The organism is Citrobacter sp. wls757, assembly GCF_005280935.1.
In the GTDB taxonomy this organism is placed as follows: Bacteria; Pseudomonadota; Gammaproteobacteria; order Enterobacterales; family Enterobacteriaceae; genus Citrobacter; species Citrobacter portucalensis.
The window spans coordinates 1820-19330 of sequence record NZ_SZWU01000070.1; the positions used below are offsets into that span (position 1 = coordinate 1820).

General features: G+C 54.3%; 22 protein-coding genes and 1 riboswitch. Of the genes, 13 read left to right on the forward strand and 9 right to left on the reverse strand.

Annotation, left to right across the window (positions count from 1 at the left end; genetic code table 11):
- Both FDW94_RS24555 and purD read left to right on the forward strand, forming a co-directional pair.
- Nucleotides 1-95: hypothetical protein (locus FDW94_RS24555; RefSeq protein ID WP_249358649.1), on the forward strand; the 95-nt coding region annotated here is incomplete at its 5' end.
- A gap of 15 nt (nucleotides 96-110) precedes the next feature.
- Nucleotides 111-1400, forward strand: coding sequence for a phosphoribosylamine--glycine ligase (gene purD, locus FDW94_RS19540; RefSeq protein WP_137378122.1), 1290 nt, complete (start codon nucleotides 111-113; stop codon nucleotides 1398-1400).
- Here purD and zraR read toward each other — a convergent pair.
- Together zraR and zraS are read right to left on the reverse strand one after the other, a co-directional pair.
- Nucleotides 1397-2722, reverse strand: a complete 1326-nt coding sequence (gene zraR, locus FDW94_RS19545) for a sigma-54-dependent response regulator transcription factor ZraR (RefSeq protein WP_137378123.1) — start codon at nucleotides 2720-2722, stop codon at nucleotides 1397-1399. The two genes, purD and zraR, sit on opposite strands and share 4 nt — an antisense overlap.
- A 5-nt stretch (nucleotides 2723-2727) precedes the next feature.
- Nucleotides 2728-4113: a two-component system sensor histidine kinase ZraS gene (zraS, locus tag FDW94_RS19550; RefSeq protein WP_137378124.1), complete on the reverse strand. Its 1386-nt coding sequence runs from the start codon at nucleotides 4111-4113 to the stop codon at nucleotides 2728-2730.
- Nucleotides 4114-4170: 57 nt separating this feature from the next.
- Between zraS and FDW94_RS19555 the strand changes: the two genes are divergently transcribed.
- Both FDW94_RS19555 and zraP read left to right on the forward strand, forming a co-directional pair.
- The gene (locus FDW94_RS19555) at nucleotides 4171-4380 is read left to right on the forward strand and encodes a hypothetical protein (protein WP_137378125.1); all 210 of its coding nucleotides are present in this window, start codon (nucleotides 4171-4173) and stop codon (nucleotides 4378-4380) included.
- Nucleotides 4377-4832 carry a zinc resistance sensor/chaperone ZraP gene (gene zraP, locus FDW94_RS19560; RefSeq protein ID WP_137378126.1) on the forward strand — a complete coding sequence of 152 codons (456 nt, stop codon included), beginning with the start codon at nucleotides 4377-4379 and terminating at the stop codon, nucleotides 4830-4832. The genes FDW94_RS19555 and zraP overlap by 4 nt, the downstream gene beginning before the upstream one ends.
- A gap of 61 nt (nucleotides 4833-4893) precedes the next feature.
- Here zraP and FDW94_RS19565 read toward each other — a convergent pair whose 3' ends face one another.
- The 6 genes from FDW94_RS19565 to nudC form a co-directional block, all read right to left on the reverse strand.
- Entirely contained in the window at nucleotides 4894-5586 is a 693-nt protein-coding gene (locus FDW94_RS19565; RefSeq protein ID WP_137378128.1) for a DUF1481 domain-containing protein, read from the reverse strand.
- An 11-nt stretch (nucleotides 5587-5597) separates the two neighbouring features.
- The gene (hupA, locus tag FDW94_RS19570) at nucleotides 5598-5870 is read right to left on the reverse strand and encodes a nucleoid-associated protein HU-alpha (protein WP_001044509.1); all 273 of its coding nucleotides are present in this window, start codon (nucleotides 5868-5870) and stop codon (nucleotides 5598-5600) included.
- Nucleotides 5871-6056: 186 nt separating this feature from the next.
- Nucleotides 6057-6647, reverse strand: coding sequence for a YjaG family protein (locus FDW94_RS19575; protein ID WP_003842015.1), 591 nt, complete (start codon nucleotides 6645-6647; stop codon nucleotides 6057-6059).
- A 33-nt stretch (nucleotides 6648-6680) separates the two neighbouring features.
- The gene (nfi, locus tag FDW94_RS19580) at nucleotides 6681-7361 is read right to left on the reverse strand and encodes a deoxyribonuclease V (protein WP_079940060.1); all 681 of its coding nucleotides are present in this window, start codon (nucleotides 7359-7361) and stop codon (nucleotides 6681-6683) included.
- A gap of 9 nt (nucleotides 7362-7370) precedes the next feature.
- Entirely contained in the window at nucleotides 7371-8435 is a 1065-nt protein-coding gene (gene hemE / locus FDW94_RS19585) for a uroporphyrinogen decarboxylase (protein ID WP_032945655.1), read from the reverse strand.
- A gap of 50 nt (nucleotides 8436-8485) precedes the next feature.
- The gene (gene nudC, locus FDW94_RS19590; RefSeq protein WP_003033074.1) at nucleotides 8486-9259 is read right to left on the reverse strand and encodes an NAD(+) diphosphatase; all 774 of its coding nucleotides are present in this window, start codon (nucleotides 9257-9259) and stop codon (nucleotides 8486-8488) included.
- Between the two features lie 96 nt (nucleotides 9260-9355).
- On the opposite strand from nudC, the gene FDW94_RS19595 reads away from it, so the two are divergent.
- The 7 genes from FDW94_RS19595 to thiH all read left to right on the forward strand — a co-directional run bounded on the left by FDW94_RS19595 (nucleotide 9356) and on the right by thiH (nucleotide 15468).
- Nucleotides 9356-9844 carry an Rsd/AlgQ family anti-sigma factor gene (locus FDW94_RS19595; protein ID WP_003826892.1) on the forward strand — a complete coding sequence of 163 codons (489 nt, stop codon included), beginning with the start codon at nucleotides 9356-9358 and terminating at the stop codon, nucleotides 9842-9844.
- A 50-nt stretch (nucleotides 9845-9894) separates the two neighbouring features.
- Nucleotides 9895-10017, forward strand: a riboswitch (TPP riboswitch).
- A gap of 83 nt (nucleotides 10018-10100) precedes the next feature.
- Nucleotides 10101-11999, forward strand: a complete 1899-nt coding sequence (gene thiC, locus FDW94_RS19600) for a phosphomethylpyrimidine synthase ThiC (RefSeq protein WP_048227511.1) — start codon at nucleotides 10101-10103, stop codon at nucleotides 11997-11999.
- Complete coding sequence (gene thiE / locus FDW94_RS19605; protein WP_060683069.1) at nucleotides 11999-12634, forward strand: thiamine phosphate synthase; 636 nt, start codon at nucleotides 11999-12001, stop codon at nucleotides 12632-12634. The genes thiC and thiE overlap by 1 nt, the downstream gene beginning before the upstream one ends.
- Nucleotides 12627-13385 (forward strand): HesA/MoeB/ThiF family protein, encoded by a 759-nt coding sequence (locus FDW94_RS19610; protein ID WP_003826902.1) that lies wholly within the window; start codon nucleotides 12627-12629, stop codon nucleotides 13383-13385. The genes thiE and FDW94_RS19610 overlap by 8 nt, the downstream gene beginning before the upstream one ends.
- A complete protein-coding gene (thiS, locus tag FDW94_RS19615) occupies nucleotides 13366-13566 on the forward strand; it encodes a sulfur carrier protein ThiS (RefSeq protein WP_137378127.1) in 201 nt (66 codons plus the stop codon). The genes FDW94_RS19610 and thiS overlap by 20 nt, the downstream gene beginning before the upstream one ends.
- A gap of 1 nt (nucleotide 13567) precedes the next feature.
- Entirely contained in the window at nucleotides 13568-14338 is a 771-nt protein-coding gene (gene thiG, locus FDW94_RS19620) for a thiazole synthase (RefSeq protein ID WP_103285911.1), read from the forward strand.
- Complete coding sequence (thiH, locus tag FDW94_RS19625) at nucleotides 14335-15468, forward strand: 2-iminoacetate synthase ThiH (RefSeq protein ID WP_008787119.1); 1134 nt, start codon at nucleotides 14335-14337, stop codon at nucleotides 15466-15468. Before thiG ends, thiH begins: the two co-directional genes overlap by 4 nt.
- Nucleotides 15469-15587: 119 nt before the next feature.
- On the opposite strand, the gene cspG is transcribed toward thiH, so the two are convergent.
- Entirely contained in the window at nucleotides 15588-15800 is a 213-nt protein-coding gene (gene cspG, locus FDW94_RS19630; protein WP_003033098.1) for a cold shock protein CspG, read from the reverse strand.
- A 1092-nt stretch (nucleotides 15801-16892) separates the two neighbouring features.
- Here cspG and FDW94_RS19635 point away from each other — a divergent pair.
- On the forward strand, nucleotides 16893-17198 hold the full coding sequence (locus FDW94_RS19635) for a PTS sugar transporter subunit IIB (protein WP_003033102.1): 306 nt from the start codon (nucleotides 16893-16895) through the stop codon (nucleotides 17196-17198).
- Between the two features lie 4 nt (nucleotides 17199-17202).
- Nucleotides 17203-17511 (forward strand): PTS lactose/cellobiose transporter subunit IIA (locus FDW94_RS19640; protein ID WP_087879570.1); only part of this gene is annotated, 309 nt, incomplete at its 3' end.

Genomic DNA, 17511 nt, shown 5'->3' on the forward strand with positions numbered 1-17511 from the left:
CCGGTGGTTCTATCCGTGATGACGAAGTCATTGCCGCTGCCGATGAACACGGTATCGCGATGATCTTTACCGACATGCGCCACTTCCGCCATTAATCCACGGAGCAGACGATGAAAGTATTAGTGATTGGCAACGGCGGGCGCGAGCACGCCCTGGCCTGGAAAGCCGCACAGTCCCCGCTGGTTGATACCGTTTTTGTCGCACCGGGTAACGCCGGTACCGCACTGGAGCCCGCGTTGCAGAACGTGGCTATCGGCGTCACCGATATTCCAGCTCTACTGAGCTTTGCCCAGAACGAGAAAATTGACCTGACCATCGTCGGCCCGGAAGCGCCGCTGGTGATTGGCGTGGTCGATGCGTTCCGCGCAGCTGGCCTGAAGATCTTCGGGCCAACCGAAGGCGCTGCACAGTTGGAAGGCTCCAAAGCCTTCACCAAAGATTTCCTCGCCCGTCACCAGATCCCGACGGCGGAATATCAGAACTTCACTGAGATTGAGCCAGCGTTGGACTATCTGCGTGAGAAAGGCGCGCCGATCGTCATCAAAGCTGACGGCCTGGCCGCCGGTAAAGGCGTTATCGTGGCGATGACGCTGGAGGAAGCAGAAGCCGCCGTTCATGACATGCTGGCAGGTAACGCTTTTGGCGATGCGGGCCACCGTATCGTTATCGAAGAGTTCCTCGACGGCGAAGAAGCGAGCTTTATCGTAATGGTCGACGGCGAGCATGTGCTGCCGATGGCCACCAGCCAGGACCACAAACGCGTAGGCAACGGCGACACTGGCCCGAACACCGGCGGTATGGGTGCTTACTCACCAGCACCGGTGGTAACTGATGAAGTGCATCAGCGCACCATGGAACGCATTATTTGGCCAACCGTAAAAGGTATGGCGGCGGAAGGGAATACCTACACCGGTTTCCTGTACGCGGGTCTGATGATCGACAAACAGGGCAATCCGAAGGTTATCGAGTTCAACTGCCGCTTCGGCGACCCGGAAACCCAGCCGATCATGCTACGCATGAAATCGGACCTGGTGGAGCTTTGCCTGGCCGCTTGCGACGGCAAGCTGGATGAAAAAACCTCCGAGTGGGACGAACGCGCCTCGCTGGGTGTCGTCATTGCTGCCGGAGGTTATCCAGGTAACTACAACACCGGAGATGAAATCCACGGTCTGCCGCTGGAAGAAGTAGAAGACGGAAAAGTGTTCCATGCAGGCACTAAACTCGCCGAAGACGATCGCGTGCTGACCAGCGGCGGTCGCGTGCTGTGCGCCACCGCCCTGGGTCATACCGTGGCTGAAGCGCAGAAACGCGCTTACGCCCTGATGACCGACATCCGCTGGGATGGCAGCTTCAGCCGTAACGACATCGGCTGGCGCGCCATTGAACGCGAGCAACGCTAACGCGAAATTTTCGCCAGCAGCGTTTTACGCGTAATGCCTAACTGACGGGCGGCTTCCGTTTTATTACCGCCCGTTTTTTCCAGCGCCGCCAGAATCACCTCTTTTTCGACATCCACCAGCGGTTGGATCTCGCCACTGAATTCCGTTTTTATCGGCGTCGCGGCAATCGCCATCGGCAGCTCGCGTTCGGAAATATATTCCCCCGTCAGCAGCACCACCGAGCGCTCAATCGCATTTTCCAGCTCACGAATATTGCCCGGCCAGTCGTAGTGGATCAGCAGATCCATCGCCTGCGGAGTAAAGCCTTTCACCGCTTTACGGTTACGCGCGGCAAAACGCTGGAGAAAATGTTCGGCTAGCAGCGGAATATCTTCCCGGCGCTGGCACAGCGCTGGCATTTCAATGGTGACGACGTTCAGGCGATAGTAGAGATCCTGACGAAAGCGCCCGGCACTGACTTCCTCTGCTAGATCGCGATGCGTAGCGGCGATCAGCCGGACATCAACCGCAATAGTCTGATTGCTACCAACGCGCTGCACTTCTCGCTCCTGGATAGCCCGCAGCAGACGCACCTGCATCAGCGGTGAAATATCACCGATTTCATCAAGAAATAACGTGCCGCCATCGGCTTCCACAAAGCGACCTTCCCGCCGTTTATCCGCCCCGGTAAACGCCCCTTTCTCGTGACCAAAAAGTTCGGACTCCAGCAGCGATTCATTAAGCGCCGCGCAGTTGAGCGTCACCAGCGGTTTATCGCGACGGGCGCTGCTGGCATGTAGCGCCCGGGCCACCAGCTCTTTCCCCGTGCCGGAGTCTCCGTGAATAAGCACCGTGGCATCCGAAGGAGCAACCATCGCAATTTCGTTGAGCAACTGCTGCATCGCCGGACTGCTGCCAATCATGCCAAACTGCGCAGCCGACGCCGATGGCAGTTCAGCGCCCGTTTCCCGCGTATGCGCCAGCGCCTTTTCCAGCGTCTCCTGCAGACGGTCAAAATCCAGCGGCTTGATTAAGTAGTCCAGCGCCCCGGTTTTAAGCGCTTCAACGGCAGTCTCCACGCTGGAGAACGCCGTCATGATCAAGACCGGAATCGCCGGATTCAGCGCTTTAATCTCTTTCAGCGTTGCGATGCCGTCCATCTCCGCCATGCGTACATCACACAGCACTAAATCAAATACGCGTTCGCGCACCTGTTCCAGCGTCGCTCGCCCGCTATAGGCCAGCGCGACCTCATAACCCCAGCCGCGCAGCAGCGCCTGTAAAATGGTGCAGTGGCTAATATCGTCATCTACCACCAGAATATTGATTTTTCCGCGCGTCATCCTTGTTAATCCTGTTGTTTCGCTTTGGTCGGCAGCCAAAGGGTAAAGGTCGCGCCTTTGCCCTCAACGCTTGCCACCTGAATGGTGCCACCGTGCTGTTCGATAATGTTCTGCACTACCGCCAGCCCGAGGCCGGTTCCGTCAGCTTTGGTCGTATAGTAAGGCGTAAAAATGGCCTCCAGCTGTTCCGCCGCAATCCCCTTCCCAGTATCGGTAACCACAATTTTAACGCGATCGCCGCTGCTTTCATTCGCTTCAACCGTGATCGTGCCCTGACGACCAATCGCATGAATGGCGTTCAGATACAGATTCAACAAAACCTGAGTCAGTCGGTCGGGATCGGCCTGGATAGCGGGCAGCGTAGAATTGGCCGAAAAGCGGAGCTGGATTTCCCGGCTTGCCGCATCCTGACTCACCAGGTGTAATGAGTGGGTGATAACCTCATTGAGATCCACCTGTTGCAGCGTCAGATGTGCAGGTTTCACCAGCTCCAGCAACTCGCTCACCACCCGATTTAAACGATCCGCCTCTTTCGCCATCACCTGTGCCAACTCGTGCGACTCGCCTCCTGCCGGGGTTCGCTCGGCAAAATACTTCGCTAACCCTTTGATCGATGAAAGCGGGTTACGAATTTCATGTGCCACCCCAGCCGCAAGATGACCAAGTGCTAACAGTTTTTCTTTACGCTTCATCGCATCCTGGAGTTCTTTGTACGAGCGCTGATAGCGCTGATACCAGAAGAACGTCAGCACGGTGGCCAGCAACACAGCCGCCAGCGCAGAGAGGACTATCAGTGTGTTACGCCACTCTCTTGCCTGAGTCGCTGTCAGATCGCTGGCATCAAAGGCGATAAATATGGTTTGTGCTGGGGAGATAAGCTGCCCGTCATTGCTGGCACAGCGCGCCATGCCGTGGCGTCCTGGACCATACATCGGCTGAAACTGGCGATAAATTTCCAGTGCTGGCGTTTTTTCACCATCCCTCGCTGGAATTTCAATATTCCGCCAGCTTTCTTGCTCCCCAGGACTAAGCTGTCGCAGGACATCCGATGAATAGAGCGTTTTGCCGACCATCGCGGAATTGCTGTGGGTAATAATGACACCATGCTCATCGACGACAGCAAACCATAGCACGCCAGGCTGTACAGCCATTTCCTCCAGTAGCGTCTGCTGTTGTGCATGATGCATGCGCATCCCCATGCCTACGCGCGTACCAGACTCCAGAGCGCGAATGAGCACGCTGCCTTTTTCCAGTAGCGTTTGCCGCGCGGCACCACTTTCCCGCCCATAGTCCCGAATGGTCATAATCGAAAACCAGCCGACCAAAACCAGGATTGCCGCCAGCAAGAGTCGGCTCAACCACTTTGCCACCGTATCCTTATAAAGACGCATACGCTCTCCCTTCACCCCGCTTGTTCCTTTCATCGTTGCAGGTATACAGCAGAAATCATGCCATTTTTTCCCCCTGATAACCCTGCCCTCAGACACAAACAGCTGAAAGTAACGGGTAAAAATGACTCGCTGGCGCGTTCTGGCGAGTCATTTTTACTCGTTTCCCTGCAAAGACGGCGGGTACAACGCCCGCAGGACTGGGATTGCCGCTTTGGCACGGAAGATGCAAAAGGGAATGTAAGTAACCAACAGGAGAACGAACGATGAAACGGAACAACAAACTGGCACTGATTGCACTTTCTCTTATCGCACTTGGCTCCACCCCGGTACTGGCACAGAATCACTGGGGATATGGCGACGGAATGCAGCAACGGGGCGGTACGCCAATGACCGCTGAGCAGCAGGCTGCCGCACAGAAAATCTATGATGATTATTATTCCCAGACCAGCGCGTTGCGCCAACAGCTGACATCCAAACGTTATGAGTACAATGCACTATTAACGGCCAGCTCGCCGGACACGGCAAAAATTAACGCCGTTGCAAAAGAGATGGAAGCGTTGAATCAGTCTCTGGACGAGCAGCGCGTTAAACGTGATGTCGCAATGGCGCAGGCTGGCGTGCCACGTGGCGCGGGAATGGGCTACGGCGGATGCGGCGGTGGCGGTGGCGGTGGCGGTAACCATCGCGGCGGCGGCCATATGGGAATGGGCCACTGGTAAAAGACTTAATGCCTGATGACGCTATACGGATCAGGCCTGCTGATTTCCTGTATTCAGGTTTTCAGAAAGTTTTGGCTGTAGGCTGCCAGTGACAAAAATCATCATTGGCGACCAGCAGTAGCTGCGACCCTTCGGGCGCTTCCAGCCATGCCACACTCACCTCTACGGATGAATGTCTCTGGCGGCGCTCGATATGGTTTATCGCCCACGACTCCAGGTCTGGCTTCAGCGTTTCACCTTCACAGGTTGTGACCGTGTTATCCGCATGCCAACGTCCCTGACGCAATATCACCCGCCCCTGACGCAGCGCATCGCTGGTCTGGCGAATTTGATCGGCTCGATAGCGGTAAAGCGCGATTTGATCGCTGGAAAGCTGCTGCTTTTGCCCGTCGACTTCACGCTGCATGAAGCTCAGTTCGCCCCGGTCATCGAAGCGTATACGGACATGTTCAGCCGGTTTACTGTAAACGTTGAGTTCTATCAGAGAGAGCGAATCACCCTGCCAGCGGTATTCACTGGTAGTGGTTTCGCCTTTACGCCACGGACTAAATACCGAGAGCAAGTGAACATCGTCACCGGAGTCTTTACGCCAAATGCGTACCGCCCCCTGATCGCCAACATAGCCGCTGGCCGTGAAAGGAGGAAGCTCAGAATGGCTACCGCAGGCAGACAGTAACAGAACACCTGAAAGCCAAAGCGTATGACGCCAGATGGACAAAAGGGGCGAAACCGCCCCTTCGTTAAAACTGTTCACTGCCACGCGAATTACTTAACCGCGTCTTTCAGTGCTTTACCAGAAACAAATGCCGGTACGTTAGCTGCGGCGATTTTGATTTCTTTACCGGTCTGCGGGTTGCGGCCAGTGCGCTCAGCACGGTGGTTCACTTTGAAGGTACCGAAACCAACCAGTTGTACAGCATCGCCTTCTTTCAGAGACTCAGTAATAGCAGCCAGAGTGGATTCCAGAGCAGCTTTAGCCTGTGTTTTAGACAGTTCTGCTTTGTCTGCAATTACATCAATCAGTTGAGTCTTGTTCATAAGTTATCCTTACAATGTGTTTATCGCTTGCTAAGCATCGAGTGCGACGGAAATGCCAGAAAAGCACTCTCCTGCATACACGCACCGATAGCCACTTTTTTTCGCCCCCCAAATGTAGACCAGACCGGGGGCGGATGGGAAGCCTTCAGGCACGACAAATCAGGCGTTAAATCACGTTTTGTGGTGTCATTGCTGAAAATTTATACCAATATTGCTCTCGCCAGCCTCGCGCAGGTCTGCACGCAGCCCTTTTATCAGCTCAATATCGCGTTCTTCACAGTCGGCTAAAAGTCGGAAAATTTCCCACTGAATATCCCATTCTTGCTCAACGGCAGGGTTTTCTTTGAGCTCTTCATCGGTCATTTCACGACCAGCCTGAGTCATTTCCAGCATCGCAACCGTCGTAATCGAAGCCTTACTAACTTCGATTGCATGCTCCAGCGTTTCACCGCTAAGACGCGAATGCATCAGTTCGCTTAATGCCACACAAGCATCAATCGCCGGATAAACACCGTACAGATCGTAATCGTCTGCAGAAGGAATGGCCTCTTCAAATTTTTCCAGCTGGCTGTCGAAATTGATTTTCGCGTCTTTAACCGTCAGCGCTTCCCAAATCAGATCCAGAATTCGGCGGTAAATCTGTCCATCGCCAAATTCAGTTTGCTTGCAGAACATGGCGTAGTTTGGGTACATGCGTTCGCACAGACAAGCCATAAACGTGACGTGCTGCCAGCTTTCCAGCTTCTCCAGACGCAGGTGAATCGGATTTTGTAACATGATGAGTTCTCAAATACGGAAATTAGCCGCAGTTTACCCGATATGGGGCGTTTTTGCTGCAAGCCGAGTAAAAGCCGGGCGTTCGGATGCCACCGCATCTGCCCAGCGTGTGGGTTCCGGCAAACGATAGCCGTTCATACAGCGTTGAACCCACGCCAGTGCGCTGTCCATACTCACGCGGTGGCCCGTGGAAATAAACAACGGGTTACAGCGCGCTTTGCTGCGCCAGACCCATGCCAGTTGTTCGCCTTTATCCAGCAACGGCGCTAGCGCACCAGGTTCAGCAGCGAGCGGTTCAAACTTGCCGCACAGCCGCTTTTTCGCCACGCCGATCGTCGGGACATCCACCAGCAGGCCAAAATGGCTGGCCACGCCCAGACGACGCGGGTGAGAAATGCCATGACCGTCAACGAACAGCAGATCTGGCTTGTGCGAGAGCAGTTGCCAGGCGGCCATCAGCGCGGGAGTTTCACGAAAGGAGAGAAAACCGGGAATGTAGGGCATGGTGGTGGCGATACGCGCCACCTTGTATTCGACCAGTTCAAGCGTGGGATACTTCAGTAAGACCATCGCGGCTCGCGTCACTTCGCCACCCTGCTCAAACCCAACGTCCGCCCCGCCGATCAGATCCGGCGGATCGTTCTTCAGACGATCTTCGCGGATCACTGAAGAGGCCAGTTCAAGCTGCTGCGCGCGTAATGACGCGAGATCCATGATGACTCCTTAGCGGTGGTACTGTTCGGACAACCGATGTACCGCCTCCACAAAGACACCCGCATGTTCTGGCGGGACGTCCTGATGAATGCCGTGGCCCAGGTTAAAGACATGCCCTTCACCCTGACCGAATCCGGCCAGAATTATCGCCACCTCTTCTTCGATGCGGGCTGGCGGCGCATACAGCATGGACGGATCCATATTGCCCTGGAGCGCCACTTTATGACCTACACGACGACGCGCATCGGCAATGTCAGTGGTCCAGTCGAGACCTAACGCATCACAGCCGGTCTCCGCCATCGCTTCCAGCCACTGACCACCGCCTTTGGTAAACAGGGTCACCGGTACGCGACGACCTTCGTTCTCGCGCAGCAGGCCATCAACGATTTTGTGCATGTAGTACAAAGAAAACTGCTGATAGTCGCGACCGGTCAGCACGCCACCCCAGGTGTCGAAAATCATCACCGACTGCGCACCCGCTTTGATCTGCGCGTTCAGGTACAACGTGACGCTCTTCGCCAGCTTATCAAGCAGCAGATGCAGCGCTTTAGGGTCGGCGTACATCATCTTTTTAATCACGGTGAAGGCTTTGCTGCTGCCGCCTTCAACCATGTAGGTCGCCAGCGTCCACGGACTACCGGAGAAGCCGATCAGCGGCACTTCGCCTTTCAGTTCACGGCGGATAGTACGCACCGCGTTCATCACGTACCCCAGCCCATCTTCCGGGTCCGGGATCGGCAGTTTGTCGACGTCAGCCTTGCTGGTAATCGGAGAGGTAAAGCGTGGACCTTCTCCTGCTTCAAAATACAGCCCGAGTCCCATCGCATCCGGGATCGTCAGGATATCCGAGAAGAGGATCGCGGCATCAAGTTTATAGCGACGCAGCGGCTGCAGCGTGACTTCGCAGGCCAGCTCGGCATTTTTGCACAGCGCCATAAAATCGCCCGCTTCGGCACGGGTAGCTTTGTATTCCGGTAAATAGCGGCCTGCCTGGCGCATCATCCATACCGGAGTGACATCAACGGGCTGGCGCAGCAGCGCACGCAGATAACGATCGTTCTTCAGTTCGGTCATTTTTGCAGTTCCTTATTGCGTCAGTCCATCAGTGTATCACCACTCGCTCTTTACTCGTACTCAGCCCGACACATTGCCACAGTGTCTTCAATCAATCGACGCGCGACAGTACCCGGCGGGGGTAAGAGCGGTAAGTCGTCATAGCGATACCAGTTCGCTTCCAGCAGCTCTTTCGGGTCGATGACGATTTCGCCGCTATCATACTCCGCCATAAATGCGGTCATCAAAGACTGCGGGAACGGCCATGGCTGAGAAGTGACATAGCGCAGGTTTTTCACCTTGATGCCGCTTTCTTCCATGACTTCACGCGCCACCGCCTGTTCTAAGGTCTCACCTACTTCGACAAAACCCGCCAGTACGGTATGCACGCCGTTACGATGGCGAACATGTTGGGCAAGCAGGATGGAATCATCTCGGCGAATAGCGACGATTATGCACGGGGCAATTTGCGGGTAATAACGTTCACGGCAGTGGCTACAGAGCATCGCCCACTCCGTTTTACTCGGGTGCATGGGATGGCCGCAGTAGCCGCAGAATTTATGCGAGCGATAGAACTCCGCCAGCTGTACGCCGCGTCCGGCCAGTTGAAACAGGCCAACGTCCTGGTCAATGACCTGGCGCACCGACCCCATATCGTGTCGACGCTGCTGCTGCACCAGCCAGACAGTCTCCCCTTCCCACTCGCCTATTGGCAGCGCGCGCTGACCAATCAGATCAAAACGGGCTGCGTCGCCATAAGGTAGCTCGCCATGAGGTAACCATAACTTTTGCTCATGACTGACGATCCACCAGCCGCTATCTAATTTTTCAATTATACGATCCATATCTCTTGCGCAACCTTTGCTTCACAGGCATGTTGTTTACATTATTTTTACATTTACGGGTGAGCAGTTCCTAAACACCATCTTGCGGAGTCAATCATGCTAAACCAGCTGGAAAGCCTGACGGAGCACGTCGGAGGAAGTAATAAACTGGTTGATCGCTGGCTACATGTACGTAAGCACCTGCTCGTGGCTTACTACAATCTGGTTGGCATTAAGCCTGGCAAAGAATCGTACATGCGACTCAATGAAAAGGCGCTGGATGATTTTTGTCAGAGCCTGGTCGATTACCTCTCCACCGGACACTTCAGTATTTATGAACGTATTCTCCATAAATTGGAAGGGAACGGGCAGCTTTTAAAAGCCACAAAAATTTGGCCGCTGCTGGAAGCCAATACGCAGCTGATCATGGACTACTATGACTCCAGCCTGGAAACTGCGATTGATCATGATAACTTCCTTGAATTTCAACAGGTTTTATCGGATCTCGGCGAGGCACTGGAAGCCCGATTCGTGCTGGAAGATAAGCTGATCATGCTGGTATTTGACGCAATGCACGAGAGTAGCACTCTCAAACGTCATGCTTGAGATTTACGGCATTAACGCGTAGTTTACATTCATTACCTCTTTACTGAGGTTACTTCTTGTCGGAGTGCTTATTTTCCACAGCAGCATGAGTGGAAAAGGCTGAGACCGTTAATTCGGGATCCGCGGAACCTGATCAGGTTAAAACCTGCGAAGGGAACAAGAGTCAATCTACAATAGCATCGCCCCCGGGCGAGCTTCTCTCTTGCTTCATCCGTCGTCTGACAAGCCATATCCTTACTTTTATTTGGAATGAGCTATGTCTGCCACTACTAAACCATCACGCCGCGAACAGCGCGCTCAAGCCCAACACTTTATCGATACCCTGGAAGGGACCGCCTTCCCTAACTCAAAACGCATTTATATTACCGGTTCGCAGCCGGATATTCGCATTCCGATGCGCGAAATTCAGCTCAGCCCAACGCTGACTGGCGGTAGCAAAGACAACCCGCAGTTCGAAGAGAACGAAGCCGTTCCGGTATACGACACCTCCGGACCGTATGGCGATCCTGACGTGGCGATTAACGTCCAGCAGGGTCTGGCAAAGCTGCGCCAGCCGTGGATTGCGGCGCGTAACGATAGCGAAGAATTAGACGACCGGAGTTCCGCTTATACCAAAGAACGTCTGGCCGACGATGGCCTGGACGAGCTGCGTTTCACCGGCCTGCTGACGCCAAAGCGCGCCAAAGCGGGTAAGCGAGTCACTCAACTGCACTACGCCCGCCAGGGAATAGTGACCCCGGAGATGGAGTTCATCGCCATCCGTGAAAACATGGGCCGCGAGCGCATTCGCAGTGAAGTGCTGCGTCACCAGCATCCGGGGATGAACTTTGGTGCACGCCTGCCGGAAAACATCACGCCGGAATTCGTGCGTGATGAAGTGGCCGCGGGCCGTGCGATTATTCCTGCCAACATCAACCACCCGGAATCCGAGCCGATGATTATCGGTCGCAACTTCCTGGTGAAGGTTAACGCCAACATCGGTAACTCTGCCGTCACCTCCTCCATTGAAGAGGAGGTAGAGAAGCTGGTGTGGTCGACGCGCTGGGGCGCGGACACGGTGATGGATCTCTCCACCGGTCGCTATATCCACGAAACCCGCGAGTGGATCCTGCGTAACAGTCCGGTACCGATCGGTACTGTGCCGATCTACCAGGCGCTGGAGAAGGTCAACGGGATCGCCGAAGATCTCACCTGGGAAGCCTTCCGCGACACGCTGCTGGAGCAGGCCGAACAGGGCGTCGACTACTTCACCATTCACGCGGGCGTGCTGCTGCGCTACGTGCCGATGACTGCCAAACGCCTGACCGGCATTGTCTCACGCGGCGGTTCAATTATGGCGAAATGGTGCCTTTCTCATCACAAAGAGAACTTCCTGTACGAACATTTCCGCGAGATTTGCGAAATCTGCGCCGCCTACGACGTCTCTTTGTCGCTGGGTGACGGCCTGCGCCCGGGTTCAATTCAGGATGCGAACGACGAAGCGCAGTTCTCCGAACTGCATACGCTGGGCGAGCTGACCAAAATCGCCTGGGAATACGACGTGCAGGTGATGATAGAAGGTCCAGGTCATGTACCCATGCATATGATCCAGCGCAACATGACCGAAGAGCTGGAGCACTGCCATGAAGCACCGTTCTACACTTTAGGACCGTTGACCACCGATATCGCGCCGGGCTACGACCACTTCACTTCCGGGATCGGTGCGGCGATGATCGGTTGGTTTGGCTGCGCGATGCTGTGCTACGTCACGCCAAAAGAGCACCTCGGCCTGCCGAACAAAGAAGATGTTAAACAAGGGTTGATTACCTACAAGATTGCCGCCCATGCAGCTGACTTAGCAAAAGGTCATCCGGGCGCGCAGATCCGCGATAACGCCATGTCGAAAGCGCGCTTCGAATTCCGCTGGGAAGACCAGTTTAACCTCGCGCTCGACCCGTTCACCGCCCGTGCCTACCACGATGAAACCCTGCCACAGGAATCCGGTAAGGTCGCCCACTTCTGCTCCATGTGCGGGCCGAAGTTCTGCTCGATGAAAATCAGCCAGGAGGTTCGCGACTACGCTGCTGCACAAACGATTGAAGTCGGCATGGCAGATATGTCGGAGAACTTCCGCGCCAAAGGCGGCGAAATCTACCTCAAAAAAGAGGAGGCGTAATGTACCAGCCTGATTTCCCGACCGTGCCGTTTCGCCTCGGGCTTTACCCGGTGGTGGACAGCGTGCAATGGATTGAACGCTTGCTGCAGGCGGGCGTATGCACGATCCAACTGCGCATTAAAGATAAGCGTGATGAAGAGGTCGAAGCCGACGTTATGGCCGCCATTGAACTGGGGCGTCGCTATGACGCCCGCCTGTTTATCAACGACTACTGGCGTCTGGCAATTAAGCACCGCGCTTACGGCGTACATCTGGGCCAGGAAGATCTTGAAACCACTGACCTGAAGGCGATTCAGGCGGCGGGGCTGCGCCTGGGGGTCTCCACTCACGATGATATGGAAATCGACATCGCGCTCGCCGCTAAGCCTTCTTATATCGCGCTGGGTCATGTTTTTCCCACGCAAACCAAACAGATGCCTTCCGCCCCGCAGGGACTCACGCAACTGGCAAACCATATTGAACGATTAGCGGATTACCCGACCGTCGCCATTGGCGGTATCAGCCTTGAGCGCGCCCCGGCAGTACTGGCGACCGGCGTCGGCAGCATTGCCGTGGTCAGCGCCATTACCCAGGCGGCTGACTGGCAGGTCGCCACGGCCCAACTACTGGATATCGCGGGAGTGGGCGATGAATGACCGCGACTTTATGCGTTACAGCCGACAGATCCTGCTCGGCGATATCGCCATTGAAGGCCAGCAAAAGCTACTCGATAGCCATGTGCTGATTGTCGGTTTAGGCGGGTTAGGTTCGCCTGCCGCGCTGTATCTGGCGGGAGCAGGCATCGGAAAACTGACGCTGGTAGACGATGACGACATTCATCTGAGCAACCTGCAGCGCCAGATCCTGTTTACCACTGATGATATCGCACGTTCAAAATCGCAGGTTGCCCAGCAGCGCCTGACGCGGCTCAACCCAGATATCGAGCTGGTGTCACTCCAGCAGCGACTGAAAGGCGATGCGCTTCGGCATGCGGTAGCGCGTGCCGATGTGGTGCTCGACTGTACCGATAACATGGCCACGCGCCAGGAAATTAACGCCGCCTGCGTAACGCTCAACACCCCGCTCGTCACCGCCAGCGCCGTCGGCTTTGGCGGCCAACTGATGGTGCTGACGCCCCCGTGGGAACAAGGATGTTACCGCTGCCTGTGGCCGGACGATGTAGAGCCCGAACGCAACTGCCGTACCGCCGGTATCGTCGGACCAGTTGTGGGCGTGATGGGCACCTTGCAGGCGTTGGAAGCGATTAAATTGCTCAGCGGTATTGAGACGCCCAGCGGAGAGCTACGCCTGTTTGACGGTAAAACCAGCCAGTGGCGCAGCTTCGCACTACGACGCGCCAGCGGCTGCCCGGTATGCGGAGGGCAACATGCAGATTCAGTTCAATGATGAGCCGATGCAGTGCGCCGAAGGGCAAACCGTCAGTGGGCTGCTCACTGCGCTTAATCAGCTTAAACCGGGCGCGGCGCTGGCGCTCAATCAGCAGATCCTCCCACGCGAGCACTGGGAGCAGCAAATCGTGCAGGAAGGCGACCAGATCCTGCTTTTTCAGGTTATTGCAGGGGGTTGATATGTTACGTATTGCCGACAAAACGTTTGATTCGCATCTGTTCACCGGCACCGGAAAATTTGCTTCATCGCAGCTGATGGTCGAGGCGATTCGCGCCTCCGGCAGCCAACTGGTAACGCTGGCCATGAAGCGCGTGGATTTGCGTCAGCACAACGATGCCATTCTGGCGCCGCTGGTAGAAGCTGGTGTGACGCTGTTGCCCAACACTTCGGGGGCAAAAACCGCTGAAGAGGCGATTTTTGCTGCCCAGTTAGCGCGTGAAGCGCTGGGCACAAACTGGCTGAAATTAGAAATCCATCCGGACGCCCGCTGGCTGTTACCCGATCCAATCGAAACATTGAAAGCCGCAGAAGTACTGGTGAAAAAGGGCTACGTGGTACTGCCTTACTGTGGCGCAGATCCGGTGCTGTGCAAACGGCTGGAAGAAGTAGGCTGTTCTGCAGTCATGCCGCTCGGCGCGCCCATCGGTTCTAATCAGGGGCTGGAAACCAAAGCGATGCTGGAGATTATTATCCAACAGGCGACCGTGCCGGTGGTGGTTGATGCAGGCATCGGCGTTCCCAGCCACGCCACGCAGGCGCTGGAAATGGGAGCCGACGCGGTGTTGGTCAATACGGCAATCGCGGTAGCCGACAGCCCGGTGATGATGGCAACCGCCTTCCGCCTGGCCGTTGAAGCTGGCTTGCTGGCACGCCAGGCGGTACCAGGAAGCAAAAGTTCGCAGGCAAGTCCCACCAGCCCGTTAACCGGATTCCTGGAGGCCTTCGCATGAAAACGTTCAGCGACCGCTGGCGGCAGCTGGACTGGGATGACATCCGCCTGCGCATCAACGGTAAAACCGCCGCTGACGTAGAGCGCGCCCTCAACGCTTCGCATCTTAGTCGCGACGATCTGATGGCATTGCTCTCTCCTGCCGCCGCCGATTATCTGGAGCCGCTGGCGCAGCGGGCGCAGAAGCTCACCCGTCAGCGTTTTGGTAACACGGTGAGCTTTTACGTGCCGTTGTATCTCTCCAACCTTTGCGCCAACGACTGCACCTACTGCGGTTTTTCGATGAGCAACCGTATCAAACGTAAAACGCTGGACGAAGATGAGATAATACGGGAGTGTGCGGCTATCCGTGAGCTGGGTTTTGAGCATCTGCTGCTGGTCACCGGTGAACATCAGGCAAAAGTGGGGATGGATTACTTTCGTCGCCATTTGCCCGCCATTCGCCGCCAGTTCGCCTCTTTACAGATGGAGGTACAGCCGTTGTCAGAGGCTGAATATGCAGAGCTGAAGACGCTGGGGCTGGATGGCGTGATGGTGTATCAGGAGAGTTATCATGAGGCAACTTACGCTCGTCACCATTTAAAAGGGAAAAAGCAGGATTTCTTCTGGCGCCTGGAAACGCCGGACAGGCTGGGCCGCGCAGGGATCGACAAAATCGGTCTTGGCGCGTTGATTGGTTTGTCCGACAGCTGGCGGGTTGATTGCTATATGGTGGCTGAACATCTGCTATGGATGCAGCAGCATTACTGGCAGAGCCGTTACTCTATCTCCTTCCCTCGCCTGCGCCCATGCACCGGAGGCGTTGAGCCTGCATCGATCATGGATGAGCGACAGTTGGTCCAGACCATTTGCGCGTTTCGTTTACTGGCGCCAGAAATTGAGCTGTCGCTCTCCACCCGCGAATCGCCATGGTTTCGTGACCATGTGATCCCGTTGGCGATCAACAACGTCAGCGCCTTCTCAAAAACCCAGCCCGGTGGTTATGCCGATAACCACCCCGAACTGGAACAGTTCTCCCCGCACGACGATCGTCGCCCAGAAGCCGTTGCTGAAGCACTCATGGCCCAGGGTTTACAGCCCGTGTGGAAAGACTGGGACAGCTATCTGGGGCGCGCTTCACAGGTACCGTAGGTCAGGAGCAATCGCATAAACAAAAAAACCCGCTTTCGCGGGTTTTTTCTTCACTGACACTTAACTGCTCGGGCTCTGGCCTTCATCGCTATCGTAAGCGCTCGTGAAATTATCGGCGATTACAGCGCGACAACGTTAACAGCAGACGGGCCTTTAGCGCCATTCTCCACGGAGAACTCCACCTTTTGACCTTCATCTAACGTTTTAAAATCGTTACTCTGGATAGCGGAGAAATGCACAAACACATCCTTGCTACCGTCCTGAGGAGTGATAAAGCCGAAGCCTTTATCAGAGTTAAACCATTTTACTAAACCAGTCATTTTGTTAGACATAGATACTTCCTTTCATGTTTTTGAGCCGCTTATGCAGCGAAGATGGCCTGTTTTGCAGAAATTAACTTATGGGGCACTTAGGGAGGAGGCTCATGAAGAAGAGTATCTGAGGATAACGCTTGAACTGAGAACTGCTTTACTAAAACTGCTTGCATAAGGTCTGTGTTCCAAACCGATGCCGCTATAGTAGACCTACTTCTAATCATTAAGCAAGCATTAATTTTTTTAATACCCACTGAGTGATGCAATGTTGAACCATCGCGGCTAAGCATCCTGGATAACAGCTTGATCTACAATGAACAAAAGCCCCGACTATTGCAGTCAGGGCTTTACGTTACTACACACTTCAAATTTAACATTAATAAACTTAACGATTTAATACTGCTGATGGTACTACTTTAAAATGTACACGTTTACTACAGATAATATTGGATATTGATACTAACTAAAGCTTTCCTCTATTTACCGTTAAACACATTCCACCCGCTTGATAATAGAACTCAAGACTGGTGACCTAAACAAGTACACTTCCCCTCGCGACATATACTCTTTGATGCGTTGCCTTATTTCCCTTGTGATAACCAGAAAAGCAGAAACCACAAACATTTACTATAAATCATGGCGTTACATCGTCGCGTTTTACTGACTTTTTGCGATTAGATATATCAACTACGTGGCCTGAAAGCATTGTCGAAGTGAAAAAATAGCGTTTTCAGCATCGACTATCCCATAAAAAAAATACTTCGTGGCCTTTATCGCAAACCCCAATCAAGCTCTACTAACACTTACTACGTTAACAGCAAACTACAATTTCTCCGCTGTTAAGTATTAACATACGGGTTTAAAAAACGCTGTCAATACTGTTTTTTATAACATGTATTTATTGACAGTAATTATATATTCCAGCATGTGATAAGCGAGTCAAAAAGCCGCTGGCCCTGGTCCAGATCGCAGGGTTCTGCCTCTTTTTGTAACCGGTTTCAGAAAAAGCGGCTTTCTTTGTGATGCCTTGCACACAATCGTTGCAAAGCAGTTGTTGCTATAGCTGGCTCGCGATAATTATCAACTCACACATGTTGATCGAGACTGCTTATGAAAAACATCGTTTTATGCTGTGCCGCCGGAATGTCCACCAGCATGCTGGTGCAAAGGATGAAAGATGCCGCCCAGAAAAAAGGCGTCGACGTCACTATCAAAGCCGTCCCGGTGGCCGAGTTTGAAGAGAATATCGCTACAGCGGATATCGTTTTGCTCGGTCCACAGGTTAAGTATGAACAGGCCAAGCTACAGGCGATCGCCGACCCACTAGGCAAAAAGGTCGCCGTTATCGACATGATGGATTACGGCATGATGAAAGGCGATGCGGTACTGGATAAGGCGCTGAAACTACTGGAGTGATGGTATGGAAGAGTTAGAAACGATCATCATGGAGTTATTGGTAAATGCTGGCGCTGCACGCAGCCAGGCCCTGACGGCATTGCAACTGGCGCGTAAAGGTGATTTCTCCGGTGCAGAACAAGCGATGACGGAATCACGCGAGTACGTCAAACAAGCGCATAAAATCCAGACCCAGCTGATCGGTATTGATGAAGGAACTGGCAAACTACCGGTTAATCTCATCACCGTCCATTCGCAGGACCACCTGATGAATGCCATGGTGATTCAGGATCTGGCCGGCGATATGATTGAGCTTTATCGGCGGTTACCGCCG

Coding starts and splice junctions, on each gene's coding strand:
- zraS (WP_137378124.1), bottom strand. CDS start 4,113: ATGCGTCTTTATAAGGATACGGTGGCAAAGTGGTTGAGCCGACTCTTG.
- FDW94_RS19635 (WP_003033102.1), top strand. CDS start 16,893: ATGAAAAACATCGTTTTATGCTGTGCCGCCGGAATGTCCACCAGCATG.
- FDW94_RS19610 (WP_003826902.1), top strand. CDS start 12,627: ATGAATGACCGCGACTTTATGCGTTACAGCCGACAGATCCTGCTCGGC.
- hemE (WP_032945655.1), bottom strand. CDS start 8,435: ATGACCGAACTGAAGAACGATCGTTATCTGCGTGCGCTGCTGCGCCAG.
- thiE (WP_060683069.1), top strand. CDS start 11,999: ATGTACCAGCCTGATTTCCCGACCGTGCCGTTTCGCCTCGGGCTTTAC.
- purD (WP_137378122.1), top strand. CDS start 111: ATGAAAGTATTAGTGATTGGCAACGGCGGGCGCGAGCACGCCCTGGCC.
- thiG (WP_103285911.1), top strand. CDS start 13,568: ATGTTACGTATTGCCGACAAAACGTTTGATTCGCATCTGTTCACCGGC.
- hupA (WP_001044509.1), bottom strand. CDS start 5,870: ATGAACAAGACTCAACTGATTGATGTAATTGCAGACAAAGCAGAACTG.
- cspG (WP_003033098.1), bottom strand. CDS start 15,800: ATGTCTAACAAAATGACTGGTTTAGTAAAATGGTTTAACTCTGATAAA.
- nfi (WP_079940060.1), bottom strand. CDS start 7,361: ATGGATCTCGCGTCATTACGCGCGCAGCAGCTTGAACTGGCCTCTTCA.
- FDW94_RS19595 (WP_003826892.1), top strand. CDS start 9,356: ATGCTAAACCAGCTGGAAAGCCTGACGGAGCACGTCGGAGGAAGTAAT.
- thiC (WP_048227511.1), top strand. CDS start 10,101: ATGTCTGCCACTACTAAACCATCACGCCGCGAACAGCGCGCTCAAGCC.
- thiH (WP_008787119.1), top strand. CDS start 14,335: ATGAAAACGTTCAGCGACCGCTGGCGGCAGCTGGACTGGGATGACATC.
- zraP (WP_137378126.1), top strand. CDS start 4,377: ATGAAACGGAACAACAAACTGGCACTGATTGCACTTTCTCTTATCGCA.
- zraR (WP_137378123.1), bottom strand. CDS start 2,722: ATGACGCGCGGAAAAATCAATATTCTGGTGGTAGATGACGATATTAGC.
- FDW94_RS19575 (WP_003842015.1), bottom strand. CDS start 6,647: ATGTTACAAAATCCGATTCACCTGCGTCTGGAGAAGCTGGAAAGCTGG.
- thiS (WP_137378127.1), top strand. CDS start 13,366: ATGCAGATTCAGTTCAATGATGAGCCGATGCAGTGCGCCGAAGGGCAA.
- nudC (WP_003033074.1), bottom strand. CDS start 9,259: ATGGATCGTATAATTGAAAAATTAGATAGCGGCTGGTGGATCGTCAGT.
- FDW94_RS19555 (WP_137378125.1), top strand. CDS start 4,171: ATGCCATTTTTTCCCCCTGATAACCCTGCCCTCAGACACAAACAGCTG.